The following is a 24444-nucleotide window of genomic DNA, read 5'->3' as shown; positions in this document are numbered from 1 at the left end:
GTCGCCGAGTGCAGTAGGGCACGAGCCCTGTCTCGGCCCTGCTGCACTCGGCGACCATGGTAGTGGCCGGGGCGTACCTGCTGCTGCGGCTGGAGCCACTTCTGTCGGCTTCCGGCTGGGGCGGGCCCCTCGTGGCGTGGACGGGTGCGGTGACGGCGGTGGTGCTCGGCCTGGTCGCCGTGGCGCAGACCGACCTCAAGCAACTGCTCGCCGCCTCGACCTGCGCCCAGATCGGCTTCATGGTGCTCGCTGCGGGAGCCGGTGCGGTCACCGGCGGAGCCCTGCAACTCGTCGCGCACGCCGCCGCGAAGAGCCTGGCCTTCCTCGTCGCGGGCGCCTGGCTGACCACCCTGGGTACCAAGGCGCTGCCTGCCTTGCGGGGCACGGCCCGGCGGTACCGTACGGCCGGGATCACTTTCAGCGTCGCGGCCCTGGCTCTGGCCGGGGTCCCGCCCTTGGCGCTGTGGGCGGCGAAGGACGTACTCCTCGCCGGCGCCCTTGAGGACAACGCGGCGCTGTACGTCGTCGGGCTGGCCGGTGCGGTGATTTCCGCGGTCTACAGCGCGAAGGCGCTGTGGTTCGTCTGGCAGCCCGCTCCCGGACCGGACAACCGTGAGGAGTCGCTGCCCTACGCGACCCGACTGCCGCTGGTCACCCTGGCCGTCGCCTGCGCCGCCCTGACGGTCACGTCCTTCCCGCCCGTACGGGACGCGGTCGACCGGGTGCTCGGCGGCGGCGGACAACCGGGCCCACAAGCCTGGGAGTTGGTGTTGTCCGGCGCGCTCGCGCCGGCCGTCTCCGCTCTGGTCTGGATGCGTGGACCCCAACTCCTCGCCCTCCCGGGCCGGATCACTGCCTGGGCTTCCGACTGGCTGCGCCTGGAGAACGCGGCACGAACCCTCCTCGTAGGCCCGGTCATGCGCCTCGCCGACGCCCTCGCCGCCGTCGACGACCGGGTGCTGGACCGCGCCGTCGAGGGCACGGCCCGCGGCTCGGTCCGGCTGGCGCAGTGGACCAACGCCCAGGCCGAGCGGCTCGTCGACGGCACGGTGGAGGGCGTGGCGGGCGGTGCCCGCGCGCTCGGCCGCTGGGCGCGCCGGCCGCAGACCGGGCAGTTGCACCAGTACCTCGCTCAGGCGGTCGCCGCCTTCACCGTCCTCGCCGTCGTCCTCGTCCTCGTGAGGTGACCGCCGTGCTCACGGCCATCGTCCTGCTCCCGACCGCCATGGCGGCCCTCCTCCTGTGCGTGCCGCGCAGCGCGCCCCGCGTGCTGTTCCTGACGGCCTGGGTAGCGACCGCCGCTGCCGAGCTGGTCCTGACGGTGATCGTCTGGGCGGGATACCGGGCCGACGGCGGCATGCAGTACGAGACCCGGGCCCGCTGGATTCCCAGCGCGGGCATCAGCTACCACGTCGGAGTCGACGGCCTGTCCCTGCCCCTGGTGGCCGTCACCTGCGTGCTGTTCCTCGCCTGTGCCGCGTACGCCTGGCGCGAGACCCGGCGGCCCAGGGAGTTCGCGGCCCTGTTCCTGATCCTCCAGACCACGTGCCTCGGCCTGTTCGTGGCCCTCGACCTGATCCTGTTCTTCGTCTTCTTCGACCTGTCCATCGTGGCGATGTACTTCATCATCGCCGGGTGGGGGCACAAGGGCGCCGCCCGCGCCGCGCTGAAGTTCTTCCTCTACACCTTCATCGGCTCCCTCGCCCTGCTGCTCGGCTTCATCGGCCTGTACCTGGCCGCCGATCCCCACACCTTCGACATCGTCGAGCTGACTGACGCCAACCCACTGGCCGGACGCGGGACATACGGCGCCCTCGTCCTCCTCGCCGTCGCCGTCGGACTGGCGGTGAAAACCCCGACCGTGCCCTTCCACACCTGGCTGCCGCCCGCCCACACCGACGCCCCGGCCACCGGGTCGGCGATCCTCGCCGGGGTGCTGCTGAAGATGGGCGCCTACGGTTTCCTGCGCATCGCCATGCCCGTCCTGCCCGACGCCTGGCGGGACTACGCCCTCGTCTTCGTCGTCGTCGGCGTGGTGTCCGTGCTGTACGGCGCGCTGGTCGCCCTCGCCCAGACCGACTTCAAACGGATGGTGGCCTACACCTCCGTCAACCACATGGGCTACATCATCCTCGCGATCGGCGCGGCAGGTGCCGTCGGCGCCGGGCAGGAGGAGGCCCGCCGGCTCGCCGTCACCGGGTCCGTCTTCCAGATGGTCAGTCACGGGCTGCTGACCGGGGCGCTGTTCCTGCTCTCCGGCGTGCTGTACGAGCGCGGGCGGACGTACGAGATGTCCGCGTACTCGGGTGTCGCCGGGCGGGCGCCCGTCTTCGCCGCACTGACCGGCGTCGCCGCGTTCGCCTCGCTCGGGCTGCCCGGCTTCTCCGGCTTCATCGCCGAGTTCCAGATCCTCACCGGGAGCCTGGGGCCGCAGCCGGTCGCCACGGGCCTGGCCGTGCTGGGGATCCTGCTCACCGCGGGTCTGTTCCTGCGCGCCCTGCAACAGGTCTTCCTCGGTCCGCTGCGGCTGCCCGTCGCCGCGCCCGGTGCCGCCCGGCCGTTCCCCGACATCCGCGTCCACGAAGGGCTCGCGATCGTCCCGCTGCTGGCCCTGGGCGTCGTCCTCGGCCTTGCTCCCCGGTTCGTCCTCGACGTCATCGAACCGGCCTCGCGCACCGTGCTGGAGTTGCTCGCGCGATGAACGAGATGACCGGGATGAACGAGAACCCCCTCGACCTCCTGCCCGAGGTCGTACTCGCCGCCTCCGCCGTGCTCGGTCTGCTGCTCGGCGCGTGGCTGCCGCGCCGCCGCCAGTGGCTGACCGGAGCCTTGGCGGGTGCGGCCTGCACCGTCGGAATCATGGCCGCCGCGATGGCCGCGGCCAAGCCAGTGGAGACGGCCTTCGGCGAGTCCTTCGCCCTGGACACGCTCACGGCCACCAGCAGGATCGTCATCCTCGGCGCCACGCTGCTGGTCCTCGCGCTCGCCATGCCGCGCCTGCACGCCGACCCGCGCGAGACAGAGTTCTACGTCCTGCTCCAACTCGCCTCCGTCGGCGCCCTGATGATGGCCGGAGCCCAGGACCTGCTCCTCCTCGCCGCCGGTTACCTGCTGGCCAGCGTGCCCGCCTACGCGCTCGCCGGGTTCCGCAAGGACGGCCCCGGCACCGAGGCGGCCCTGAAGTTCTACGTCGTCGGCGCGCTCCTCGGCGTGCTGATGCTCGCCGGCATCACCGTCCTCCTCGCCGCCGGGCGAGTTTCGGCGTATCCCATGCTGCGCACCGAACTCGCCGAAGCACCGAACGGACTGGTGGCGGTCGGCACGCTCGCCCTGCTCGCCGGTGTCCTGTTCAAGGCCGGCGGCGTGCCCGGCCACTTCTGGGTGCCGGACGCCGTCCAGGGCAGCTCGGCGCCAGTCGCCGCCTTCCTCACCACGATTCCCAAGATCGGCGCCCTGGCGGCGTTCTACCGACTCGCCGCCGTGCCGCTCGCGGACGCCGACCTGCCATGGGCCGACCTGGTGGCGGTGCTCTCGGTGGCCTCGATGACACTGGGCAACCTGGCGGCCTTCTTCCAACAGGACGTCAAACGGCTCCTCGCGTACTCCACCATCAGCCAGGTCGGCTATCTCCTGCTTCCGGTGGCCGTCGCCGGACGCACCGACCTCGATCAGGAGGCGCTGCTGTACTACCTGGCCGGGTACGCGCTGACCAACCTCGGCGCCTTCGCCGTCGTCTGCGCGCTCCCCGCAGCCCACACCATCGACGACTACCGGGGCCTGGCCCGAACGCACCCGGCCCTGCTGGCCTCGCTCGTCGTCTGCCTGCTGGGTCTGGTGGGCACACCCCCGACCGCCGTCTTCCTCGGCAAACTGGAAGCCTTCAGCGCGGCCTTCGACGGCGGCTACGCGTGGCTGGCGGTCGTCGCGGCCGTCAACACGGTGGCTTCGCTCTTCTACTACCTGCGCTGGATCGCCCCGGCGTTTCTCGCACGCGGACCCGTGGGTGATCCGGTTACGAGGTCAGGATCCGCTGCCGTCGTTGCCTACGCGGCGGCGATCGGGTCCGTCGTCCTCGGGCTGCTGGGCGGGGCGGCCCTGGACATGCTGGGCGGACCGCTCGCGCGATGACGCGCCCAGTCGATAGGTGGCCGACCTATGAATCGGCTTAGTAGTATGTCCGGCATGTTGCGTGTGAGCAGTCGGCTGCGTGTGGGTGGGGCCTTCGGGTACCTCCTGCTGGTAGTCGTGCTCACGTTCGGCGTGTTCGCCATGCACACGATGGGCCATCCGGAGCACTCTTCAGGCTCGGCGACAGACGGCGCTCTCCATGCCGCCGTAGGCCCGCACCAGGGCGGCATGGCCAAGGGGGCTGCCGACCCCCAGACCTTCGCAGGGTCTGATGAGGCGATGGCGGACCACGGGGACGCGGCACCGGCGTCGTCGTCGGCGGTGGATGAGCCCACGATCAGCATGGATGTGCTGTCCGTGTGCGTGGCGGTGCTCACCGGATGGCTGCTCTGGTTGTTCCTGTGCGCGGCATCGCGTCGCAACGAGCAGCTGACGGCCCTGCTTGCCCGGGCGATGGCCGTGCTGTGCCCCAGCCCGCCGCCCCCCAGACCTCTCCTCGTTCAGCTGTCAGTGCTGCGGATATAGGCCGGACCGCAGCGCGGGCCGTGTCATGCCCGCGCACGCCGCGCTGTCCCCACAACCACTGACAGAACTCATCGAACGAGGTATTTCGCACATGACTGCCCACAACTCTGTCCCGCGCCGCCGTCTTCGTCGTCGTATGGCGATCGTGAGCACCGTCGCGGCGGGTGGACTGCTGCTCGCCGCCTGCGGCGGGGACGACATGGAGGGCATGGACCACGGGAGCGGCACCTCCGCCTCTGCCACATCCACCCCGACGACGGCGGGTGACACCCCGGCGCCCGGCGCCTTCAACGACGCGGACGTCATGTTCGCGCAGATGATGATCCCGCACCACGAGCAGGCTCTGGAGATGGCCGAGCTCGCGGACGGCCGGGCCTCCGACGCGGAGATCAAGACCCTGGCCGCGGACATCGAGAAGGCCCAGGATCCCGAGATCCAGACCATGAAGTCCTGGCTGAAGGCCTGGGGCAAGCCGGAGTCCGCCGAAGAGAGCATGCCCGGCATGGACCACGGATCCGGTGGGATGGACCACGGATCCGGGACGTCCGGAATGATGTCCGAAGAGGACATGAAGAAGCTCGAGGCCGCCAAGGGCGCCGAGTTCGACCGGATGTTCGCGGAGATGATGATCGAGCACCACCAGGGCGCGATCACCATGGCGGAGGACGAGCAGAAGAACGGTCGTGACGCCACGGCCAAGAAGCTCGCCGCCGACGTCGTGAAGACCCAGTCCGCCGAGGTCGAGAAGTTCGAGAAGATCCTCGACCGGATCTGATCCGCACCACCCCCTGACCGCCCAGGGCTCCGAGCCTCGCACCGAGGAGCCCGGGCGGTCTTCTTCCCATGCCGCCATGTCCGCATCGGCCGTCGCCGCTCCGGCGCTCCCGTACACCCGCGAGGAATCATGAACAAGCACCCTGCCGCCGTGGCAGCCACTGCCCTGGCTCTCGCCCTCACCCTGGCCGCCTGCTCCGGCAGTGGAGACAGCGAGGACTCGACCGGCGAGTCCACCGCCGGGACGACGGTGAGCCATATCCACGGTCTCGGTCTGGACCTCACCGACCAGCGCCTCTACGTCGCCACCCACGAAGGCGTCTACACCCCCGGCGCCAAGGGGGAACCTGAACTGGTGGGCGACAGCGAGGACGACTTCATGGGCTTCACCATGGCCGATGACAAGACCTTCTACGCCAGCGGCCACCCGACCTCCGGCGGCAACAAAGGGCTCATCAAGAGCACCGACGCGGGCAAGACCTGGAAGTCCCTGTCCCTGTCCGGCAAGTCCGACTTCCACGCCCTGGACTTCGCCCACAGCACGGTCTACGGCTACGACTCGACCAACGGTCTGGTCCGCACGACCAAGGACGGCATCTCCTGGAAGGACGGGGCCCGGCTCGAAGCCCTGGACATAGCAGTCAGCCCGACGGACCCCGGCGTCATCCTGGCCACGACCGAGGACGGAGTCGTTCGAAGCGGCGACGGCGGGAAGACCTTCGCCCCAGCGCAGCAGCCTGTGATGGCCTTCCTCTCCTGGAGCACGAAGGACGCCCTCTACGGCATCGATACCTCCGGTGGCCTGAACAGCAGTGCGGATGGCGGCATCACGTGGAAGAAGATCTCCACTGTGCCGGGCGGCCGGCCGCAGGCACTCACCGCCGTCGCGCCCGAGCACGTCCTCGCCGCCACTGAGACTGGGGTGTTCGAGTCGAAGGACGGCGGCACAACGTTCAAGAAGCGCCTGGCCGTCACGTCGAGCGGCGGCCACTGATCGGTCGAGCGCCGCAGTGTCAAGAGCCTGGCGGGACTCGAAGCGGCGTGACGCGGGAGGGGCGGCGACGGGCGGTCAGGCGGCCATCATGACGAGCATGGCGCACATCGTGCCACCCATGCCGACATGGGCCGTCAGGGCCGCGCCCGGTGACGTGCCCGGCGGGCGACGGCGGCTCCGGTTGCCCCCTGCCGCATGTGCCCGGCGCTTGTTGCCTCCCGACCGGGCCATGTCCCAGACGGAGATGGCCAGGGAGGCGAGGAACACCACGATCGCGTCGGGCAGGGCGAGAAGTCGCCGTGCCCAGCGACCCCTGCCCGCACCGCGGCTCGTACCCGCTCGCTGGTCGGTGCCGCGGAGCCGCGCCCATACGGACGCGACGATCGAGAGCAGGAAGTACACGGCCAGGGCGAGCAATACGACACGCCACGCAGAGGCCGATCCTCCCGCTGCGGCGCTTTCGGTGGCGCCGGTCGTCATGTCGTGGCCGGTCATCCCCGAGGAGTGGCCCGCGCTGCCCGCGTTCCCGGCCATGCCTGCCATCTCGTGGCCGTGGGTTGTCCCGGCGGATCCGTGCCCATGCCCCATACCGGCCATCGAGTGCCCGCCCAGAGCCAGCACCGGCCCGGAATCGGTGCCCGGCATGGCCAGCGTCATGATCACCATGGCGGCACTGCCGATGATGTGATGCGCCCACCGGCGGCCGTGTCGCCAGCCGTGCAGCCGACCGTGGCGTACGGACAGGGCCACGCCGCCGAGTCCGACGACGGCGAACCCCGTCACCCACCAGAGACTGTGGTCCCCGAAACTGGCGGCCGTCGCGGGCAGGAACATCGCGGCCATGCCGCCGGCCATGAGGACATCGCCTCCGGCTGCGAACCGGGCCTCTCCGCTGTCGGCGGCGGCCAGTCGGGCTGCGCTCACGGCGGCCACGAGTGCGGCCACCGCCGCCAGCGTCCAGGTCATAGCGGGACTTCCCATTAGTGCCCTCCGCGTCGACCGACAGTCGCCCGCCGTATTCGCGAGCACGTCGACGTGCATCGTCCTCTGGCTGCTATCTACGGATGCCCTTAGTACGTGGCGGAGACAAGAGGCGTTCAGCACAAGGGAGTTCCTTGAGGGCCTCAGTGCTGTGGAGGGCGCATGCCGGCGAGGGTGACCGTGACCAGGCGCCGCACGGCAGCCTCGGACGGCAGGGTCCGTGCTGCCGCGAGGGCGCTGAGGCAGTAGCGCGTGAGCTCGGCCGGTGGGATGTCGCCCCTGACGTCGCCGGCCCGTGCTGCCTCTGTCACCAGCTCTTGAACCATGTGGTGAAGGTGCTGGTGCGCGTGGGCAAGGTGGTTGCCACTGTCCTGGTGCAGAAAGGCACCGAGGTCCGTGTCGTGGTGGCCGTGCGATGCGTGGGTGATGACGGCGTAGGCCTCCAGCACCGCTTCGAGGCGGGCACCGGGGCCCTCGGTGCGGTCCCGGACTTCCGTGAGTTGGGCGAGGTGACCGGCGATCTCGCGCGCGTGCCAGGCATGCAGGATCGCTTCGACGTCCGGGAAGTACTTGTACAGCGTGGCCCGCCCGATACCGACCTTCTCCGCGATCTGAGACATCGTCAACGACAGCGGGCCTTTCTCGGTCGCCAGAGCGGCAGTGCTGTCCAGGATGGCGTCGCGCACGTCCCGGCGGTGCGCCTCGATCGTCTCGTTCCACAGCTTCGGCACGCGGAAAGCGTACGCGATGCCGATGGTGCGGCACTGTGGTTTGACAGTGACAATGTGTATCGATAAATCTGGGGTCACTCGCACGCCACGCCGCCCGGGCCTGGGCGAGACAAGGAGAACCCCTGATGGTGGATCCGTCCCAGGAGCCGGACGCTCGCGACAAGACCGATGAGGCTTCCGCCAGCGGCCCGAGTGGGGGAGTGCCGCGCTGGGTGAAGCTGTCCGGGCTTGTCGCGCTGGTCGTGGTCCTTCTCGTCGTGGTCATGCTGCTGATTCCGGGCAACCACGGTCCGGGCCGTCACCTCGGGGGACAGGCTCCGCTCGTCGGCGTCGCCGAAACCGCCGGTCCGGCAGCAGGAGGCAGCGGATGACGATGCCGCCTCGCCTGCGCAAACTGGCTCTCATCGTGCACGTCACGTCCTCGGTCGGCTGGCTCGGCGTGGTCCTTGCCTTTCTCGCCCTGTCGGTGATCGGCCTGACCGGCCAGGATCCGGCGACGGTGCGCGGGGTCTACCTCGTGATGGAGCCGGCCGCCCGGTACGCCCTTGTCCCCCTGTCCTTCGCCGCGCTGCTCACCGGCATCGTCCAGTCGCTGGGTACGCCCTGGGGCCTCTTGCGGCACTACTGGGTCCTGTTCAAACTCCTGATCAACGTGGTTGCCACCGCCGTACTGCTGATCTACATGGGGACCTTCAGGTCGATGGCGCACATGGCGGCCGACCCGGAGGCCGAGCTGTCCTCGGTGCGCAACTTCTCGCCCGCCCTGCACTCCGTACTCGCGCTGGTCGTCCTGCTGCTCGCCGTGGCCCTTGCGGTGTACAAGCCGCGGGGCGTCACTCCATTCGGGCAGCGGAAGCAGCGGGCGCAGAGGGAGGGCCGTACTGCGCCGGGAGCGGTGTCCGTGCCTCAGGGGTGAGGGCTGAGGGCGCCACCACTGGGGGCGCGACAGAGGCCGTTCCGGGACTGCTGCTTACCCCCCACGGGTATATTGGCGGCAGTCGTCTCATCGGGAACTCAGAGGGAAGCGATGACAGCACCGGGAGCCTGGGCCCCGCGGACCTACGCCTCGCACGGCGTCGTCCGCTGGGCGCGTGCCGCCGTCATCGCTCTCCTCGCGGCGCTCGCGGTACTCATTCACCACGAGACCGCCGCCGCAGCGATCGGCTCTGCCCCTTCGTCCGCCGCACACGTGATGACGCCCGGCATGGTGATGTCGGGCAGCCATGCCGGACCGGCGACGGCCATGTCCGGGCAGGAGCACGGCGGCGCCGCAGCGCAGGCCGCAGAGCCGAAGACCGTCGCCGTTCCGGCGAAGAGCAGTGCCGACAGTCCGCCCTGCTCCGGCATGACCATGCAGCACTGCGCGACCGCGAGCTTCGAGGTCGTGAAGCCGGCGCCACCGGCACGGAGTCCGGTGCCGTGGGGTCTTGCCGTGCCCGGAGCTGTCGCTACCGGGCTCAAGGCCGCCGGGACAGTGAACCGGGCGCCCCCGGACCTGTCCGTTCTCTCTCAGCTGCGCATTTAGGCCGTGCCCAACGGCTTCCTCGCGCCCTTTTCCTGCCGAGTAGCCGTCTCAGCACGCCAACTTCCGTATGCGCATCTGAGATCGAGGACACCCATGAACAACATCAAACGCCGCTCCGTCCTGCGCGCCGGGCTCGGCGTCGCGGGCGCCAGTGCGCTCGCCGCCTGCAGCAGCGGCTCCAACGCGACACCCACCCTGGTCAACCCCTCCGGCTCGGCGGTCGCCGCGGCCGAGAAGAAGCGGAAGGGCACCGGCAGGACGCAGCAGGCGACCCTGACCGCCGCGCCCGCCATGCTCGACCTCGGTGGCGGCGTCATGGCCAAGAGCTGGGCCTTCGGCGGCCAGGTCCCCGGCAAGGAGATCCGGCTGTCCGTCGGCGACACCCTGGCCGCCGAACTCTCCAACCAACTGCCGAACAAGACCACCACGTCCATCCACTGGCACGGCATCGCCATGCGTAACGACATGGACGGCGTGCCCCCGGTCACCCAGCAGGCTGTCCGCGCGGGCGCCAGCTTCACGTACCGCTTCATCGCGAACGCCCCCGGCACGTACTTCCTCCACCCCCACGTCGGCGTCCAGCTCGACCGGGGCCTGTACGCGCCCCTGATCGTCGAGGACCCCAAGGAGCCGCTGTCGTACGACGACGAGTGGGTCATCGTCCTGGACGACTGGGTCGACGGAGTCACCGGCACCCCCGACGAAGTCCTCGCCGAGCTGCGGCGGGGCATGGGCGGCATGGAGGGCATGGAGGGCATGGAGGGCATGGACATGGGGGAGGACGCCGCATCCCCGTCCGCCGCGCCCTCCTCCGGCGGGATGTCGACGAAGTTCATGCTCATGGGCGCCGAGAGCGAGCTGCTCGGCGGCGACGCCGGCGACGTGAAGTACGCGTACCACCTGGTCAACGGCCGGGTCCCCGCCGACCCCGCCGTCTACCAGGGCAAACCCGGCAGGCGAGTCCGGCTGCGCATCATCAACGCGGGAGGCGACACCGCGTACCGGGTGGCGCTCGGGGGCCACAGGCTGACCGTCACCCACACCGACGGTTTCCCCGTCGAGCAGCAGCAGGGCGACGCCCTGCTGATCGGGATGGGGGAGCGGTACGACGCCCTGGTCACCCTCGGCGACGGCGTCTTTCCGCTCGTCGCGCTGGCCGAAGGCAAGAACGCCACCGGCATGGCCCTGGTCCGTACGGGATCCGGCAGCGCGCCGACGGCGACCGTCCGCCCGAAGGAGCTGAACGGCAGGATTCTGACGGCGGCCCAGCTGCGCGCGGCCGGTGACGTCCGTCTGCCGTCCAGGAAGGTGGACCGGGTACACCGCGTCGAGCTGACCGGCGGCATGGACAAGTACAACTGGGCCATCAACGGCAAGGCGTACGACATGGCCGACCCGGCCGCGAATCCGCTCACGATCGAAGAAGGGCAGCGGGTGCGGCTCGACTTCGTCAACACCACGCAGATGTGGCACCCGATGCACCTGCACGGCCACACCTACCAGCTCGGGGACAGCGGCCCGCGCAAGGACACCTCGATCGTGCTGCCGAAGAGGAAGCTGTCCGTCATCTTCGACGCCGACAACCCCGGGCAGTGGATGCTGCACTGCCACAACGCCTACCACGGAGAGGTCGGCATGATGGCGCTGGTCGCCTACCAGACCTGACCGCCGAGGCAGAGTCCGGCAGCGGGGTCGGCCTGGTCGGCCGGCCCCTGCTGGAGCTTTACGGTGCCTGCGCGGGGCATGAGTGGAGCGGTCCGTGGCACGCGGGTCGGTATGAACCACAGAGCCGTCCGTACGGATCACAGCACCCAGTGCACCGAACCGGTCACGGCCGTCTTCACCTGGCAGGTACGCCCCGGTAAGGAAGCCGAGTTCGAGCGGTGGACGCATGGCATCACCCGCAGCGCGTCGCGGTTCCCGGGGAACCAGGGGGTCGCCTGGCTGCGCCCCGAGGACGGGCACCGCTTTCACGCGGTGGTGCACTTCGCCGACCCGGAGCGGCTGTCGCAGTGGCTGACGTCCCGGGAGCGGGCGGACTGGCACGCGCGGATCGAGGACATCGCCACCGAGATCAGCGGCGAGCGGCAGTCGACCACCGGGATGGAGACGTGGTTCAGCCTGCCCGGCACGACGGTGCAGTCACCGCCCCGCTGGAAGATGGTGCTGACCACGTTCCTCGCGGCGTATCCGCTCGTTCTGCTGATCCAGTCGCTGCTCGTGCCCTACACGACCGGCTGGCCGCTGCCGCTGCGCGCGGTCGTCTTCCCGGTGGTACTGCTGCCTACGCTGACCTATGTGCTGATGCCGCGCCTCAGCCGACTCCTGCGACTGTGGCTCTATCCCCCGCCCGGGGCGGACCGCGCCCCTCACGGAGGCAGCGGCCCGGATCCCGGTTGGCGCCGAGGCCAGGACCATCGTGGTCACTCTGGGTCCCGGTGACCCGGCTGGAGGGACAAGCCGCCCCGGGTGCTCAGGGCCGCGTGGCGGCGAAGTACGGCATGGAGTCGAGGTTGGTGATCTCGATGTTCTTGCCGGTGCGCGGTGCGTGGATGGCCTTGCCGTCGCCTATGTACAGGCCGTTGTGCTGGCTGTTGTTGTACCAGTAGATGATGTCGCCGGGCTGGAGGTCGGAGCGGGCGACCTGCCGGCCGGCGCTGTACTGCTGGTTCACGGTGCGGGGCAGCGAGACACCGGCGGCGCGCCAGGAGGCGCCGGTCAGGCCGGAGCAGTCGTAGGAGTTCGGGCCGGTCGATCCCCACTCGTAGGGCTTGCCGAGCTGGGCGTAGGCGAACTCGAGCGCGGTACGGGCGCGGCCACTGGCGGGACCGTTGTAGGTGGCGGCGCTGTCGCTGCTGCCGGAGGCGCGGTCGGCCTGGGCCTCCGCGGCCTTGAGTTCAACCCGCTGCTCGGCGGTGAGGCTGTTCAGGAGTTTCTGGGCCTTGCGAAGCTTGCTCTGAATCTCCTGCTTCTTCTCGCTCATCTGCTCCTGGGCCTTGCGGGCCGCGTCGAGCTTCTTCGTCGCTTCGGCGCGGGTCTGGGCGAGCTCCCGCTGCTTCTGCTGAAGGCTCTTGAGCAGGGAGATCTGCCGGGAGCTCGTACGATCCAGCAGCTCCGCCTGCTCCAGGTAGTCATCGGGGTCGGCCGACAGGAAGAGCTGCACGCTCGGGTCCAGGCCACCGTCTCGGTACTGTGAGGCGGCTACCGGGCCCATCTCGCTGCGTATCTCGTTGATCTCGGCCTGCTGCTCGGCCACCCGTTCCTGTGCCCTGTTGGCGGCCTTCTGCAGGGCGGCCTTCTTCCCCTGGGCGGTGTTGTACTCCTCGGTGCCGGCCTCCGAGTCGTGGTAGAGCTCCTCGACCTCTTCGCGCACCTTCTCGATGGAGGGCTTCGGCTGGGCCTGGCTCTGTGCCGTGGACAGCAGGGAGAACGCTCCCGCCGAAGCGGCCAGTACGGCGAGCCGGGGATGGCTCGGCGGCTTCGGTCGGCGGTGGGTTCCCATCTGGCGACAACTCCTCTGTGTGCCCACGTGGGCAAGGCACCGTTCTCCGTGCAGTGCCGTGGGTCTCGATCAAATACGCGATAAACTTAGTAGCTTCGTAGATGAAGTTGCAATCGACGCCGAGAAAGAGGGGCGTTTGCGCCCGGTTTACCCGATGGTGGGCAGGCAGCCGAACAGCAGCGGGAGCACCGGCACCACGGCCGCTGCGACGGCTGCCGATCCAAGGAGCGCGACATGCGGTCGCCGCTGCGGGATGAGTACCCGCCTCATTCGGACCACAGCGCTCGGGCCGCCCACCGCGAACGCGCCCGCGGGGGCGGCCTTGGCCGCCGCCATCTCGTACATGGCCGTGGCCAGCACCTCGCGAGGCTGGCGGCGCAGTGCCCGGTCGTCGGCGATCATCTCCAGGAGCACTGCGGTCTGCTCCTTGGCATGGCGGGCGAGCGGGAGTCGTCGGAAGACCCGGGCGAACGCCTCGGTGGCGGCCAGCGCCAGATGGTGGCGGCCCGCGATGTGTGAACGCTCGTGTTCGAGTACGGCGCCGAGTTGCCCGGGGGAGAGCAGCCGCAGGGCGCCCGCACTGACGACGACGCGCGGGTTGTGTCCCGGGAGGCAGTAGGCGGCGGGCAGTTCGTGTTCAAGGATCGTGGCGCCCAAGTGCTGCGAGCGCCGGCCCACCATGTCCAGAACTTCCCGGTGACGGGTGCGAGCGCGTCGGCCATGGAGCACTTCGAAGACGAAGCAGCCGAGCACCAGGAGCACCACCAAGAGCGGGAGGCCGATCGCCAAGCGGTCGATGACGGTCGGGTCCGGCGCGGCGGCCGCGGTGGTGAGGCCGCAGGAATGCAGCACGCCGATCAGGTCGGCATGCAGGTGCTCGGTGGGGCTGGCGAGGTGGTGTGCGGCCAGTGCGACAGCGATGGTGAACGACACGGTCAGCCCGTGCCAGACAGCCATGGCCAGGGCCGGCGCGCGGTGCGGCCAGGCGCTGCGCAGCAGAAGCCGCGGTGCGAGGAAACCGACTCCGGCCGCGTAGCCGAGCAGCGCGGGCACCGCGTTCACGACTCGGCCTGCCGCCCCGCCGCGCGCAATGCCTTGCGCAGGGCGCTGATCTCGTCGGGACTCATCTGCTGGACGAAGTGGGCGAGAGCCACCGGACGGTCCTCGCTCGCGCCGAGCGCGTCCTCCATGAGCGCCGCCGCGTACTCCTCACGGCTGCGGACCGGCGTGTACAGCCAGGCCCGGCCCTGCTTGCTCCGCAGCAGCCAGCCCTTGGTGTAGAGGATGTTGGTCACGGTCATCACGGTGGTGTAGGCGAGCGGGCGCTCCTCGTTGATGTCGTCGACGATCTCCCGCACCGTCGCCGGACGCTGCCATCGCCAGAGGCGATCCATGATCTCCGCCTCGAGATCCCCCAGCCGCCGCATCATCGCTCCCTTTCCACTGCAGTACGCAACGCCATAGTAGAACGAGCCTTTCGAAGACCTGGCGGCTGCTGCGCCTGACCGAATGGTCTGTCAGCCCAGACGGTCGGCCCAGTCCGCCGGGACGCGTCCCGCCGGTCCGGGTACGGGTTGATCGGCAGGGTGGCTGTGGGGCGGAGCCAGGTCCGGGCCTGCCTCGTACAGTTCGGAGGTGTCGTAGCTCCAGAACCAGCTCTCGCCGGGTTCAAAGCTCTGGAGGATGGGATGGCCGGTGGCCTCGGCATGGGCGGTGGCGTGTTGTGCGGGGAGTCGTCACAGCAGCCGATGTGCCCGCACTGGGCGCAGCTCCGCAGGTGAAACCACCAGCCGTCGGAAGTGTCGCATTTGACACAGCCTGTGCCGCTGGGCGGGACGCTCGGATCGATTCCGTTTGCTGCACTCATGCGGTTTCTGATCTCCCGTCAGGTGGTGTGCCGTAGTGGCGCTGCGACTGCCGGTGGCGCCTCTGCCGTCGCACGCTCTCAGGCGCGTACCAGCGGGGCGTCGACAAGGTGCTCCGCGAGGAACCACGCCTGGAGTTCGCCCGTCCTGATCACCTGGGACACCATCAGGTCGCAGGTCGGCCACCGCCTTGGGCTGGGACATCGCCACGGCGTGCGAGGCGCCGTCGAGTTCGACGATCGTCGCCCCGGCCCGCTTGGCGCCGAAGCGCTCGACCTCGGGGTTGATCGCCTGGTCCGCGCCGGCCACGAGCGCCCAGGAGGGCTTCGTCCGCCACGCGGCCGCCGAGGCCGTCTCCTCGAAGGCGCGGTCGGCGCCTACTCGCGCAACGTCGAGAAGCACACGCCGATCCACCCCGAGTACTGGCCTCAGTGCTCGACGAAGAGGCGGCCGACGACGCGGTCTTCACCGTCGACACGGGGATGTGCTGCGTCTGGGCGGCCCGCTATCTGACCCCGAACGGCCGACGCCGCATCCTCGGCTCCTTCGTGCACGGCTCGATGGCCAACGCGCTCGTGCAGTACGGCCTCCCGGTGAAGGTGGTCCTCTTCAACAACTCCTCTCTGGGCATGGTCGACCTGGAGATGATGGTCGACGGCCTGCCTCCGCACGGAACCGCGTACCCGCACACCGACTACGCGGCCATCGCCACCGCCGCCGGAGCGCACGGCATCCGGGTCGAGAAGCCCGGGGAGGTGCGCGACGCCCTGCGCGAAGCCTTCTCCCACGACGGCCCGGCACTGGTCGACGTGGTCACCGACCCCAACGCGCTCGCCGTTCCGCCCAAGATCACCTCCGAACAGGTCACCGGCTTCGCCCTGTCCGCGAGCCGTGCCGTCCTCGCCGGCGGCGTCGGCCGCATGATCCAACTGACCCGGGCCAATCTGCGGAATGTCCCGCGCCCTTGAGCGCCGCGTGCACCTCGCGGTCGCGGTGATCGCGGTGCTGGCGTACCGCAGGGGAGCAGTCGGGCGCCCGACCACCAGGCGCTCACGGCCGTTTTGGCTCCCGTGAGACAGGTCAGAGGGGTGCGGCAGATTGCCCCCAGGCAACTCCCGCGCGGGAGGCGGATGTCGGGCGCGTGTATGCCCGGGTGGCTGCCGTTTGGGGTGCGAGCGAGCACAACCCTTGTGCCCGGTCTCCGGTCCAACCTCGCGGCAGCGGGGAACGGGCCCCCGCCGCACCCCCGCGACTCCGTGCCCGACCGGCCACGCCGAGATCACAGGAGCCACGACGTGCGCAGTACGCGTTTCACCAGAACCTCCATGACACGAAGGGGCCTGTTGTCCGGGCCCGCCGCCGCGACCGTATTACTGACGATCGGCGCCACCATCACCGCGACGGCCGCTCCGGCGCCCGCCGCTCCCGCGGCCGCGCAGGCGGCTCACGACGACTTCAACGGCGACGGCTACGCCGACGCCGTGATCTCCGCACCCGGCGGCACCGTCAGTGCCCAGAAGGGCGCCGGCTATGTCGCCGTGCTGTACGGCTCCGCCAGCGGCCTGTCCACCGCCCGCCGGGCGACGTTCAGCATGAGCACCCCCGGCATACCGGGTCTCGCCCAGACCGACGACGGCTTCGGGCGGACCACCGCTTCCGGGGATCTGGACGGCGACGGTTACGCCGACCTCGTCGTCGGGATGCCCGGCAAGGACATCGGCACCACCGTCGACGCGGGGGCGGCGGTCGTGCTGTGGGGCTCCGCGAACGGGCTGCGGGCCACCGGCGCGGTCACGCTGCAGGACAGCACCCCGACGACCCGCGGACGCTTCGGACTGGGCCTGGCCGCCGGCCGCTTCCACGGCTCCGGCACCGAACTCGCGCTCCTGAGCAGCAAGGCTCTGCAGACCTACGTCTTCGCAGCCGGCGCCGACGGCGGACACACCGTCCAGGCCACTCCCGTGAACTGGAGGTGGAATGAGGACTTCACCCCCACCGGCCTCACCCCCGGCGACTACGACAAGAGCGGCAACGACGACGACCTGGTCCTGCTCGGCACCTTCACCACCTACGAAACGGTCAATCCCATCGAGACCTTCGGCCAGGCCAGGTACCTGCGCGGTGGTTCCGACGGCCTGACGGACGGTGGCACCCTGCGCGGTGGCCCGGTCGGCGCCACCGGTGACATCAACCACGACGGCTACGCCGACGTCGTCATGGGTTCCCCCACCGACTGGCACGAGCAGATCGAGATGTTCCTCGACGGCGGCACCGTCGACGTCTTCCTCGGCGGACCCGGCGGCCTGGGCGGTCCGGAGGCCGACCAGCACTTCACCCAGACGACCATCGGCGCGTCCGGCGACGACAAGGCCGGTGACCGCTTCGGCGGTGCGGTGACCGTGGCGGACGTCAACGGCGACGGCTATGCCGACGCCGCGCTCGGCGCTCCCGCCAACGACATCAACACCCTCACCGACCCGGGCACGGTGTGGGTGATGCGGGGGAGTGCCGGAGGACTCACACCGCGAGGCCTGACCAGCTTCAGCCAGAGCACACCGTCCGTTCCCGGCGACAACGAGAACGGCGACTGGTTCGGCGGCGCCCTGCGGCTGATCGACGCCAACAAGGACGGCAAGGCCGAACTGATCGCCTCCGCACCCCGCGAGGACACCAACGACGGCGCCGCCTGGGTCTTCCCCGGCACGGCCAACGGCCCCACCGCGACCGGATCCTGGTCCTTCAACGGCGCCACACTCAGCGCACCCGCGCCCGACGCCCGCTTCGGGGAGACCCTCGCCCCGTAGCGGCGGTCCCACCAACTGCCGATCACCGGCCGGTCTGCTCCGCCGCCACGGGGCAGACCAGGCGTGATCCCGACGACTACCGGACGTCGCGTGGCCCGAGCAACTCGACGCTTCCTGGGGCCGGATGGTCACGCAGCGCGTCCAGCACGACGCGCACCGCCGCGCGAGGTGGTGAGCCGCGGCGGATCGCCGCCGTGATGTTCCGCGTCACAGGTGTCGCGAGTTCCCGGGTGGCGACGCGATAGCGGCTGTGGTCGACCGCCAGGCCGGGCAGCAGCGCGATCGACAACCCGGCCTCGACGTGCTGCAGGGTCATCATGTAGTTGCTGAACCGGCAGACCACCCGCGGTTCGAACCGTGCCTGACGGCACAGTCGCAGCGCGAGATTCGCCATGTACGACTGCGGCATGTCGAACGCCCACGGCTCGTCCGCCAGGGCCGCGAGGTCCACCGGGCCACGGCCTGCCGCCCGGTGCCCGGGCGGGACGACCAGCAGGATCGGGTCGGTGGCCAGCGGTACGAGGTCGAGGTCCGGACCCAACGGCAGCTCGTCGAAGTCCGTGGTCGTGATGATGACGTCCACGTCGCCCGCCCGCAGTGCGGGCATGCTGGCGTGCGGCTCCAACTCGCGCAACTCGACATCGAGGTGCGGATGTTCGCGCGCCAAGCGGGTCACCGCCGGTACGGCCAGGGTGTGGATCGCGCTCTGGAAGGCGCCCAACCGCACCAGCCCGGCCGGTTCCTCGCCGAATCCGCGCAACTCCGCCTCGACGCTGTCCATGTGGTCGAGGATCACCCGGGCCCGCCGCGCGAGGATCAGCCCGGCCGAGGTCAGCCGCACCCGCCGTCCCGTTCGTTCCAGCAGCTGGGTTCGCGTCTCGGTCTCCAGTACGGCCAGTTGCTGGGACACGCTCGACGGGCTCAGGTTGGCGGCCTGGGCGACCGCCCGGACGGTGCCCAGCGCGTCCAGCTGGGTCAGCAGTCGCAGCCTCCAAGGGTTCATCACGCCGCCATTGTGGTGCGGATCGCTGTGCGGAAACACCGAACAGGAGGGCCGGAATTGTGAGATGGACGTGTTGCTCGACCGCGACCTAGCGTCGACGGCATGGCTGCTTCGACCACCTCCCTCCCGTCCACCGGAGCCTTCTGGGCCGATGCCGAGCGGCATCTCGTGCGCTACGGCGGCGAGTTCACCCGCGAGATCATCGTCCGTGCCGCCGGAAGCTTCCTGTTCACCGCGGACGGCCGGAAGATCCTCGACTTCACCTCCGGCCAGATGAGCGCGATCCTCGGCCACTCCCACCCGCGGATCGTCGCGACCGTGCAGCGACAGATCGCGACCCTCGACCACCTCTACAGCGGCATGCTGAGCCGCCCCGTCGTCGACCTCGCCGCCCGGCTGGCCGGCACCTTGCCTTCGCCGTTGGAGAAGGTCCTGCTGCTGACGACCGGCGCCGAGTCGAACGAGGCCGCCCTCCGGATGGCCAAGCTCGTCACCGGCAAGCACGAGATCGTGTCCTTCGCACGGTCCTGGCACGGCATGACGCAGGCCGCCGCCTCCGCCACCTACAGCACCGGCCGCAAGGGCTACGGCCCACCCGCGCCCGGCAACTTCGCCATCCCCGTGCCGAACGCCTACCGACCGGACTTCACCACGGCCGACGGCTCGCTGGACTGGCGCCGCCAACTGGACTGCGCCTTCGACCTGATCGACGCCCAGTCGACCGGCAGTCTGGCCGCGTGTCTCGTAGAACCGATTCTCAGCTCGGGCGGCATCATCGAACCGCCGGAGGGATATTTCGCGGCCCTCCAGCAGAAGTGCCGGGAACGCGACATGCTGCTGATTCTCGACGAGGCCCAGACCGGGCTGTGCCGCACCGGGACCTGGTACGCCTTCGAGCGCGACGGTGTCGTCCCCGACATCCTGACGCTGTCCAAGACGCTCGGCGCCGGACTCCCGCTCGCGGCCGTGGTCACCAGCGGGGAGATCGAGCAGGAGGCGTACGAGCGCGGGTTCCTGTTCTTCACCACGCATGTGTCCGACCCACTGGTGGCCGCCGTCGGCAACACCGTCCTCGACGTGCTGATCGACGACAAGCTCGACGAGCGCGCGCGGTCGCTCGGGGCGTTCCTCCGTCAGGGACTCGAGGACATCGCCGGGCGCCACGCGGTCGTCGGGGACATCCGCGGCCGGGGGCTGCTCGCCGGGCTCGAACTCGTCGTGGACCGTGAGTCGAAGCGGAGCTCGGACGAGCTGGGCGCCCGGGTCACCCGGCGCTGCCTCGAACTCGGCCTGCACATGAACATCGTCCAGCTCCCCGGCATGGGCGGAGTTTTCCGTATCGCGCCACCGCTGACCGCCACCGAGGACGAGCTCTCGCTCGGCCTGACGATCCTGGACCAGGCGATCGGCGACGCCTGTGCCGCACTGTGACGCCTGGCGCCGCGCTCTGACGTCACCGTGCCGATCAGGCCGCCCGCGCGCCCGTACACGTCGACTGGCGCGCCGGGGGTTTTACGTATAACCTCTCGCGTCAACCACTCCTCGGCACCCCGCCCCGAAAGGCCCCGATGAGACGCATCGCCCTGGTCACCCTCGTCGTCGACGACTACGACGAGGCGATCCGCTTCTACACCGAGGCCCTCGGATTCCGGCTCGTCGAGGACACGCCGCGCCCCGACGGCTCGCGCTGGGTCGTGGTCGAACCCGGTGCCGGAGCGCAGGGGACGGGGCTGCTGCTCGCGCGCGCCAAGGGCGACGCCCAGCGCGGGCGGGTCGGCGACCAGACCGGTGGACGCGTCGGGTTCTTCCTGCACACCGACGACTTCGCCCGCGACCATGCCCGGATGCTCGCGGCCGGCGTGACCTTCCTGGAGGAGCCGCGGGATGAGCCGTACGGCTCGGTCGCCGTCTTCCAGGACCTGTACGGCAACCGCTGGGATCTGCTCCAGCCCACGGCCTGACCCCGCTCAACCGAACGTCGAGGAACCACCGCACATGTCATCTACGCGCATAGAAGCCGCCGCTCTCCGCCGCCTCCCCAAGGCCGTGCTGCACGACCACCTCGACGGCGGACTGCGCCCCGCCACCGTGGTGGAGCTGGCGGACGAGGTCGGCCACACCCTGCCCACCACCGACCCCGACGCGCTTGCCGCCTGGTACTTCGAGGCCGCCAACTCCGGCGACCTGGTCCGCTACATCGCCACCTTCGAGCACACCCTCGCCGTGATGCAGACCCGCGAGGGACTGCTGCGCACCGCCGAGGAGTACGTCCTCGACCTCGCCGAGGACGGCGTGTTCTACGCCGAGGTGCGGTACGCGCCCGAGCTGATGCTCAAGAGCGGGCTGACCCTGCCGGAGGTCGTCGAGGCCGTGCAGGAGGGGCTGGCGGCCGGCATGGCCAAGGCGGCGGCCGCGGGCACGCCGGTCCGGGTGGGCACGCTGCTGTGCGGGATGCGGATGTTCGACCGCGTCCGCGAGGCCGCCGACCTGGCCGTCGCCTTCCGGGACGCCGGAGTCGTCGGCTTCGACATCGCCGGCGCCGAGGACGGCTTCCCGCCCGCCGACCACCTCGCTGCCTTCGAGCATCTGCGCCGCGAGAGCGTCCCGTTCACGATCCACGCAGGTGAGGCGCACGGGTTGCCCAGCATCCACCAGGCCCTCCAGGTGTGCGGCGCCCAGCGCATCGGCCATGGCGTGCGGATCACCGAGGACATAGTGGACGGCAAGCTCGGGCGGCTCGCGGGATGGGTGCGGGACCGCCGTATCGCGCTGGAGATGTGCCCGACCTCCAACCTGCAGACCGGCGCCGCCACCTCGATCGCCGAGCACCCGATCACCGCCCTGAAGGACCTGGGCTTCCGGGTCACCCTCAACACCGACAACCGTCTGGTGTCCGGCACGACGATGACCCGGGAGATGTCCCTGCTGGTCGAAGAGGCGGGCTGGGGTGTCGAGGACCTGCGCACGGTCACGGTGAACGCGGTGAAGAGCGCGTTCATACCGTTCGACGAGCGCAAGGCCCTCATCGAGGACGTCGTCCTGCCGGGCTACCTGCTCTGAAGCAGTCCCCGGACGTAGGCGGCCTGTCCGACGTGCTCCAGATCGTCGGACAGGACGCTGACCAGCCGGACGCCGAGGCTGACCGGCGGATGCCAGCGCTCGTCCACGATGCGCTCCAGATCCTTGGCGGCCAGCTCACGCAGGGCCCCGAGCGTCTGCTCGTGCACGGCGTCGTAGTAGCCGGTCAGCAGATCACCGGAGTCGACCCGCACCTTGGCGACCTTGGTCGACGAGTGTCCGTACCCGGTGTCGTGGCGCGGCAGGTCGAGACCGAAGGTCTTCTGCCAGTCCTGGGTGAGCCACACCTGGTCGAGCGCGAAGGCATCGGCGATGTGGTCGTCCTGGACGCGGGTGAGATGCCAGACCAGCCAGGTGATGGAGTTGGCGTCGGTGGACGGCCGGGCGTTGAGGTCGTCGGGGCCGAGGCCCTCGACGGCGGCGTGGACTTCTTCCTGGATGCGGTTGTACGCGTCGATGAGGATGTCCTTGGCATGCATGGCTCCACCATCGCGCATCGCCGTCCGTCACGCGCCCTCTGTTTCCAGCAGAGCCATCAGGGCCCGGGCCGCCGGGCTCGTGGCCTGCGCGGGCGGCAGCAGGGCGACCGTCTCGTACACGATCTCGTCGGTGTCCTTCACCGACAGGGCCGTCAGTGACTCGCGCTTGTGCCGGAAATGCCGCGGTACGACGGCGATGCCGAGGTTCTCGTCGACCATGTCCAGCAGGCTGTGCACGTCGTTCACCTCCAGGGCGACCGTCCGCCGTACGCCCGCGTCGGCGAACGCGGCGTCGGTGGTGCGACGCGGCCCCCAGTCCGGGTGGAAGTCGACGAAGACCTCGCCGCCCAGCTCCTCCAGGGTCACGGCCGTACCGGTCGCCGCCAGCCGGTGGCTGGGATGGCACAGCACCGTCATCGGCTCACTGGTCAGGGGCACGGCACGCAGCTGATCGGAGTCCTCGCCCGCCGTCCGGACGGTGAAGGCCAGATCGAGCCGCCCGGCCGCGACCTCGTCCGCCAGCGCGCCCGAGCCCGCCTGCCGCAGGCAGATCTCCACGTCCGGGTGGCGGCCCCGGAACGCGGCGAGCAGCCCGGCCACATGCACCCCGGCGATGCACTGCTCCGACCCGAGCGCCAGCATGCCGCGCAGCACCCCCTGCACCGCGGCCACCGCCTCATGGGCCGCCCGCACCTGGGCGAGGATCCGCTCCGCCTCGCCCAGCAGCGCCCGCCCGGCCGGGGTGAGCGTCACCCGGCGCGTCGTCCGCACGAACAGCGGCGTCTGCAACTCCCGCTCCAGCGCCCGGATCGAGGCGGACAGGCCGGACTGGGACACCAGCAGCCGCTCGGCGGCACGGGTGAAGTGCTGGTCCTCGGCGACCGCGACAAAGTGCTGAAGATGGCGCAGTTCCATGACTGAGAAGCCTATCCGCTGAATTCCATCGGATTCTTCTGTTGGACCAATGCCTCCAGGTCGCGAAAGAGTGGACAAAGGTAGTCAGGAAACCGCGCCAACCCCCCTGGAGTCGCGTTGTACACCGCACACCCCGACCGTTACGCGGACATGCCCTACCGGCGCACCGGACGCAGCGGCCTGAGGCTGCCCGCTCTGTCGCTCGGCCTGTGGCACAACTTCGGTCCGGACCGCCCGGTCGAGACACAGCGCGCGATCCTGCGCCGCGCCTTCGACCTCGGCGTCACCCACTTCGACCTGGCGAACAACTACGGTCCGCCGCCCGGCGCCGCCGAGAGCGCCTTCGGCGAGGCCCTGAAGGCGGACTTCGCGGCCTACCGCGACGAGCTGGTCATCTCCACCAAGGCCGGATACCTGATGTGGCCCGGCCCGTACGGCGAGTGGGGCTCCCGCAAGTACCTGCTCTCCTCGCTCGACCAGTCACTCGCCCGTATGGGCCTGGACTACGTCGACATCTTCTACTCGCACCGCCCCGACCCGGAGACTCCCCTGGAGGAGACGATGGGCGCCCTGCACTCGGCGGTGCAGCAGGGCAAGGCGCTGTACGTGGGCGTCTCCAACTACTCGGCGGAGCAGACCCGTGAGGCCGCCCGCATCCTCGGTGAGCTGGGCACGCCGCTGCTGATCCACCAGCCGCGCTACTCGATGACCGACCGCCGCCCCGAGGACGGGGGTCTGCTGGACGCCCTCGACGAGCTGCAGGTCGGCTCCATCGCCTACTCCCCGCTGGACCAGGGCGTGCTCACCGCCCGCTACCTCGACGGCATCCCGGAGGACTCGCGAGCCGCCGGTGACAGCCCGTTCCTGAAGTCCGAGGCACTGACCGGTGAACTGGTCGCCCGGCTGCGCGCCCTCGACGACATCGCCAAGTCCCGCGGCCAGACCCTGGCCCAGATGGCCCTGGCCTGGGTCCTGCGTGGCGGCCGGGTGACGTCCGCCCTCGTCGGCGCGAGCAGCCCGCAGCAGATCGAGGACAGCGTCGGCGCCATCCGCAACCTCGACTTCGACGCGGACGAACTGGCGCGGATCGACGCGCTGAGCGCTCCGCGAGCAGTGCACTGAGGTCCCCGGTCGTCTGCT

Annotated in this window: 23 protein-coding genes and 5 pseudogenes; 17 read left to right on the top strand and 11 right to left on the bottom strand. The window is 70.2% G+C overall.

Features of this window, described 5'->3' with window-relative positions; genetic code table 11:
• Window positions 1-17: 17 nt before the first annotated feature.
• The 6 genes and pseudogenes from ACTWQO_RS35065 to ACTWQO_RS35040 form a co-directional block, all read left to right on the top strand.
• Window positions 18-1187 (top strand): annotated as a pseudogene (locus ACTWQO_RS35065) (proton-conducting transporter transmembrane domain-containing protein); the annotation flags it as partial.
• Between the two features lie 5 nt (window positions 1188-1192).
• On the top strand, window positions 1193-2701 hold the full coding sequence (locus ACTWQO_RS35060; RefSeq protein ID WP_443241415.1) for a complex I subunit 4 family protein: 1509 nt from the start codon (window positions 1193-1195) through the stop codon (window positions 2699-2701).
• A 5-nt stretch (window positions 2702-2706) separates the two neighbouring features.
• Window positions 2707-4128 (top strand): NADH-quinone oxidoreductase subunit N, encoded by a 1422-nt coding sequence (locus ACTWQO_RS35055; RefSeq protein WP_443241420.1) that lies wholly within the window; start codon window positions 2707-2709, stop codon window positions 4126-4128.
• 54 nt (window positions 4129-4182) lie between these two features.
• The gene (locus ACTWQO_RS35050; protein ID WP_443241414.1) at window positions 4183-4653 is read left to right on the top strand and encodes a DUF6153 family protein; all 471 of its coding nucleotides are present in this window, start codon (window positions 4183-4185) and stop codon (window positions 4651-4653) included.
• 91 nt (window positions 4654-4744) lie between these two features.
• Window positions 4745-5428, top strand: a complete 684-nt coding sequence (locus tag ACTWQO_RS35045; RefSeq protein WP_443241413.1) for a DUF305 domain-containing protein — start codon at window positions 4745-4747, stop codon at window positions 5426-5428.
• A gap of 129 nt (window positions 5429-5557) precedes the next feature.
• On the top strand, window positions 5558-6421 hold the full coding sequence (locus tag ACTWQO_RS35040; RefSeq protein ID WP_443241412.1) for a F510_1955 family glycosylhydrolase: 864 nt from the start codon (window positions 5558-5560) through the stop codon (window positions 6419-6421).
• 75 nt (window positions 6422-6496) lie between these two features.
• On the opposite strand, the gene ACTWQO_RS35035 is transcribed toward ACTWQO_RS35040, so the two are convergent.
• Together ACTWQO_RS35035 and ACTWQO_RS35030 are read right to left on the bottom strand one after the other, a co-directional pair.
• Window positions 6497-7387, bottom strand: a complete 891-nt coding sequence (locus ACTWQO_RS35035) for a DUF5134 domain-containing protein (RefSeq protein WP_443241411.1) — start codon at window positions 7385-7387, stop codon at window positions 6497-6499.
• A 158-nt stretch (window positions 7388-7545) separates the two neighbouring features.
• A complete protein-coding gene (locus tag ACTWQO_RS35030; RefSeq protein WP_443241410.1) occupies window positions 7546-8133 on the bottom strand; it encodes a TetR/AcrR family transcriptional regulator in 588 nt (195 codons plus the stop codon).
• A gap of 125 nt (window positions 8134-8258) precedes the next feature.
• Here ACTWQO_RS35030 and ACTWQO_RS35025 point away from each other — a divergent pair, with 125 nt between their 5' ends.
• The 5 genes from ACTWQO_RS35025 to ACTWQO_RS35005 all read left to right on the top strand — a co-directional run bounded on the left by ACTWQO_RS35025 (window position 8259) and on the right by ACTWQO_RS35005 (window position 12100).
• The gene (locus ACTWQO_RS35025) at window positions 8259-8504 is read left to right on the top strand and encodes a hypothetical protein (RefSeq protein WP_443241409.1); all 246 of its coding nucleotides are present in this window, start codon (window positions 8259-8261) and stop codon (window positions 8502-8504) included.
• Complete coding sequence (locus ACTWQO_RS35020) at window positions 8501-9049, top strand: hypothetical protein (RefSeq protein WP_443241408.1); 549 nt, start codon at window positions 8501-8503, stop codon at window positions 9047-9049. Before ACTWQO_RS35025 ends, ACTWQO_RS35020 begins: the two co-directional genes overlap by 4 nt.
• 111 nt (window positions 9050-9160) lie before the next feature.
• Window positions 9161-9658 carry a hypothetical protein gene (locus ACTWQO_RS35015; protein WP_443241407.1) on the top strand — a complete coding sequence of 166 codons (498 nt, stop codon included), beginning with the start codon at window positions 9161-9163 and terminating at the stop codon, window positions 9656-9658.
• 93 nt (window positions 9659-9751) lie between these two features.
• Window positions 9752-11323: a multicopper oxidase family protein gene (locus tag ACTWQO_RS35010; RefSeq protein ID WP_443241406.1), complete on the top strand. Its 1572-nt coding sequence runs from the start codon at window positions 9752-9754 to the stop codon at window positions 11321-11323.
• Window positions 11324-11434: 111 nt separating this feature from the next.
• Window positions 11435-12100: an antibiotic biosynthesis monooxygenase gene (locus ACTWQO_RS35005; RefSeq protein WP_443241405.1), complete on the top strand. Its 666-nt coding sequence runs from the start codon at window positions 11435-11437 to the stop codon at window positions 12098-12100.
• Between the two features lie 31 nt (window positions 12101-12131).
• Here the strand turns inward: ACTWQO_RS35005 and ACTWQO_RS35000 are convergent, their stop codons facing one another.
• The 6 genes and pseudogenes from ACTWQO_RS35000 to ACTWQO_RS34975 all read right to left on the bottom strand — a co-directional run.
• A complete protein-coding gene (locus tag ACTWQO_RS35000) occupies window positions 12132-13160 on the bottom strand; it encodes an NlpC/P60 family protein (RefSeq protein WP_443241404.1) in 1029 nt (342 codons plus the stop codon).
• A gap of 147 nt (window positions 13161-13307) precedes the next feature.
• Window positions 13308-14222, bottom strand: a complete 915-nt coding sequence (locus tag ACTWQO_RS34995) for a M56 family metallopeptidase (protein WP_443241403.1) — start codon at window positions 14220-14222, stop codon at window positions 13308-13310.
• A complete protein-coding gene (locus ACTWQO_RS34990) occupies window positions 14219-14587 on the bottom strand; it encodes a BlaI/MecI/CopY family transcriptional regulator (RefSeq protein WP_443241419.1) in 369 nt (122 codons plus the stop codon). The genes ACTWQO_RS34995 and ACTWQO_RS34990 overlap by 4 nt, the downstream gene beginning before the upstream one ends.
• A gap of 90 nt (window positions 14588-14677) precedes the next feature.
• Window positions 14678-15027: pseudogene (locus ACTWQO_RS34985) on the bottom strand (UBP-type zinc finger domain-containing protein).
• A gap of 78 nt (window positions 15028-15105) precedes the next feature.
• Window positions 15106-15204: pseudogene (locus ACTWQO_RS34980) on the bottom strand (DNA starvation/stationary phase protection protein); the annotation flags it as partial.
• A pseudogene (locus ACTWQO_RS34975) lies at window positions 15185-15400 on the bottom strand (alpha/beta fold hydrolase); the annotation flags it as partial. The pseudogenes ACTWQO_RS34975 and ACTWQO_RS34980, both read right to left, overlap by 20 nt.
• On the opposite strand from ACTWQO_RS34975, the pseudogene ACTWQO_RS34970 reads away from it, so the two are divergent.
• Together ACTWQO_RS34970 and ACTWQO_RS34965 are read left to right on the top strand one after the other, a co-directional pair.
• Window positions 15383-15993, top strand: a pseudogene (locus tag ACTWQO_RS34970) (thiamine pyrophosphate-dependent enzyme); the annotation flags it as partial. The pseudogenes ACTWQO_RS34975 and ACTWQO_RS34970 sit on opposite strands and share 18 nt — an antisense overlap.
• Window positions 15994-16350: 357 nt before the next feature.
• The gene (locus ACTWQO_RS34965) at window positions 16351-17829 is read left to right on the top strand and encodes an FG-GAP repeat protein (RefSeq protein WP_443241402.1); all 1479 of its coding nucleotides are present in this window, start codon (window positions 16351-16353) and stop codon (window positions 17827-17829) included.
• A gap of 76 nt (window positions 17830-17905) precedes the next feature.
• Here ACTWQO_RS34965 and ACTWQO_RS34960 read toward each other — a convergent pair whose 3' ends face one another.
• Window positions 17906-18832, bottom strand: a complete 927-nt coding sequence (locus tag ACTWQO_RS34960) for a LysR substrate-binding domain-containing protein (protein WP_443241418.1) — start codon at window positions 18830-18832, stop codon at window positions 17906-17908.
• A gap of 102 nt (window positions 18833-18934) precedes the next feature.
• Between ACTWQO_RS34960 and ACTWQO_RS34955 the strand changes: the two genes are divergently transcribed.
• The 3 genes from ACTWQO_RS34955 to ACTWQO_RS34945 all read left to right on the top strand — a co-directional run bounded on the left by ACTWQO_RS34955 (window position 18935) and on the right by ACTWQO_RS34945 (window position 21892).
• Window positions 18935-20263 carry an aspartate aminotransferase family protein gene (locus ACTWQO_RS34955; protein WP_443241401.1) on the top strand — a complete coding sequence of 443 codons (1329 nt, stop codon included), beginning with the start codon at window positions 18935-18937 and terminating at the stop codon, window positions 20261-20263.
• A gap of 137 nt (window positions 20264-20400) precedes the next feature.
• Window positions 20401-20793: a VOC family protein gene (locus ACTWQO_RS34950; protein WP_443241400.1), complete on the top strand. Its 393-nt coding sequence runs from the start codon at window positions 20401-20403 to the stop codon at window positions 20791-20793.
• 34 nt (window positions 20794-20827) lie between these two features.
• Window positions 20828-21892 carry an adenosine deaminase gene (locus tag ACTWQO_RS34945; protein WP_443241399.1) on the top strand — a complete coding sequence of 355 codons (1065 nt, stop codon included), beginning with the start codon at window positions 20828-20830 and terminating at the stop codon, window positions 21890-21892.
• Here the strand turns inward: ACTWQO_RS34945 and ACTWQO_RS34940 are convergent.
• Together ACTWQO_RS34940 and ACTWQO_RS34935 are read right to left on the bottom strand one after the other, a co-directional pair.
• Complete coding sequence (locus ACTWQO_RS34940; protein WP_443241398.1) at window positions 21880-22389, bottom strand: mycothiol transferase; 510 nt, start codon at window positions 22387-22389, stop codon at window positions 21880-21882. The two genes, ACTWQO_RS34945 and ACTWQO_RS34940, sit on opposite strands and share 13 nt — an antisense overlap.
• Before the next feature lie 27 nt (window positions 22390-22416).
• Window positions 22417-23304, bottom strand: a complete 888-nt coding sequence (locus tag ACTWQO_RS34935; RefSeq protein WP_443241397.1) for a LysR family transcriptional regulator — start codon at window positions 23302-23304, stop codon at window positions 22417-22419.
• A 117-nt stretch (window positions 23305-23421) separates the two neighbouring features.
• Between ACTWQO_RS34935 and mgrA the strand changes: the two genes are divergently transcribed.
• Window positions 23422-24426 (top strand): L-glyceraldehyde 3-phosphate reductase, encoded by a 1005-nt coding sequence (gene mgrA / locus ACTWQO_RS34930; protein WP_443241396.1) that lies wholly within the window; start codon window positions 23422-23424, stop codon window positions 24424-24426.
• Window positions 24427-24444 lie beyond the last annotated feature (18 nt).

The sequence above is a fragment of the Streptomyces sp. 4N124 genome (assembly GCF_052245395.1).
Lineage (GTDB): Bacteria > Actinomycetota > Actinomycetes > Streptomycetales > Streptomycetaceae > Streptomyces.
Note: the sequence above shows the minus strand (reverse complement) of the source record. Positions and strands in the feature narration are given on the sequence as shown.

What these genes read in the sequence shown, in the direction of transcription:
- ACTWQO_RS34965 (WP_443241402.1), top strand. Translation starts at nt 16,351, where the DNA reads ATGACACGAAGGGGCCTGTTGTCCGGGCCCGCCGCCGCGACCGTATTA.
- ACTWQO_RS35010 (WP_443241406.1), top strand. Translation starts at nt 9,752, where the DNA reads ATGAACAACATCAAACGCCGCTCCGTCCTGCGCGCCGGGCTCGGCGTC.
- ACTWQO_RS35000 (WP_443241404.1), bottom strand. Translation starts at nt 13,160, where the DNA reads ATGGGAACCCACCGCCGACCGAAGCCGCCGAGCCATCCCCGGCTCGCC.
- ACTWQO_RS35050 (WP_443241414.1), top strand. Translation starts at nt 4,183, where the DNA reads ATGTTGCGTGTGAGCAGTCGGCTGCGTGTGGGTGGGGCCTTCGGGTAC.
- ACTWQO_RS35055 (WP_443241420.1), top strand. Translation starts at nt 2,707, where the DNA reads ATGACCGGGATGAACGAGAACCCCCTCGACCTCCTGCCCGAGGTCGTA.
- ACTWQO_RS35020 (WP_443241408.1), top strand. Translation starts at nt 8,501, where the DNA reads ATGACGATGCCGCCTCGCCTGCGCAAACTGGCTCTCATCGTGCACGTC.
- ACTWQO_RS35040 (WP_443241412.1), top strand. Translation starts at nt 5,558, where the DNA reads ATGAACAAGCACCCTGCCGCCGTGGCAGCCACTGCCCTGGCTCTCGCC.
- ACTWQO_RS35005 (WP_443241405.1), top strand. Translation starts at nt 11,435, where the DNA reads ATGAACCACAGAGCCGTCCGTACGGATCACAGCACCCAGTGCACCGAA.
- ACTWQO_RS34950 (WP_443241400.1), top strand. Translation starts at nt 20,401, where the DNA reads ATGAGACGCATCGCCCTGGTCACCCTCGTCGTCGACGACTACGACGAG.
- ACTWQO_RS34935 (WP_443241397.1), bottom strand. Translation starts at nt 23,304, where the DNA reads ATGGAACTGCGCCATCTTCAGCACTTTGTCGCGGTCGCCGAGGACCAG.
- ACTWQO_RS34990 (WP_443241419.1), bottom strand. Translation starts at nt 14,587, where the DNA reads ATGCGGCGGCTGGGGGATCTCGAGGCGGAGATCATGGATCGCCTCTGG.
- ACTWQO_RS34960 (WP_443241418.1), bottom strand. Translation starts at nt 18,832, where the DNA reads ATGAACCCTTGGAGGCTGCGACTGCTGACCCAGCTGGACGCGCTGGGC.
- ACTWQO_RS35025 (WP_443241409.1), top strand. Translation starts at nt 8,259, where the DNA reads ATGGTGGATCCGTCCCAGGAGCCGGACGCTCGCGACAAGACCGATGAG.
- ACTWQO_RS35035 (WP_443241411.1), bottom strand. Translation starts at nt 7,387, where the DNA reads ATGACCTGGACGCTGGCGGCGGTGGCCGCACTCGTGGCCGCCGTGAGC.
- ACTWQO_RS34940 (WP_443241398.1), bottom strand. Translation starts at nt 22,389, where the DNA reads ATGCATGCCAAGGACATCCTCATCGACGCGTACAACCGCATCCAGGAA.
- ACTWQO_RS35015 (WP_443241407.1), top strand. Translation starts at nt 9,161, where the DNA reads ATGACAGCACCGGGAGCCTGGGCCCCGCGGACCTACGCCTCGCACGGC.
- ACTWQO_RS34955 (WP_443241401.1), top strand. Translation starts at nt 18,935, where the DNA reads ATGGCTGCTTCGACCACCTCCCTCCCGTCCACCGGAGCCTTCTGGGCC.
- ACTWQO_RS34945 (WP_443241399.1), top strand. Translation starts at nt 20,828, where the DNA reads ATGTCATCTACGCGCATAGAAGCCGCCGCTCTCCGCCGCCTCCCCAAG.
- ACTWQO_RS35045 (WP_443241413.1), top strand. Translation starts at nt 4,745, where the DNA reads ATGACTGCCCACAACTCTGTCCCGCGCCGCCGTCTTCGTCGTCGTATG.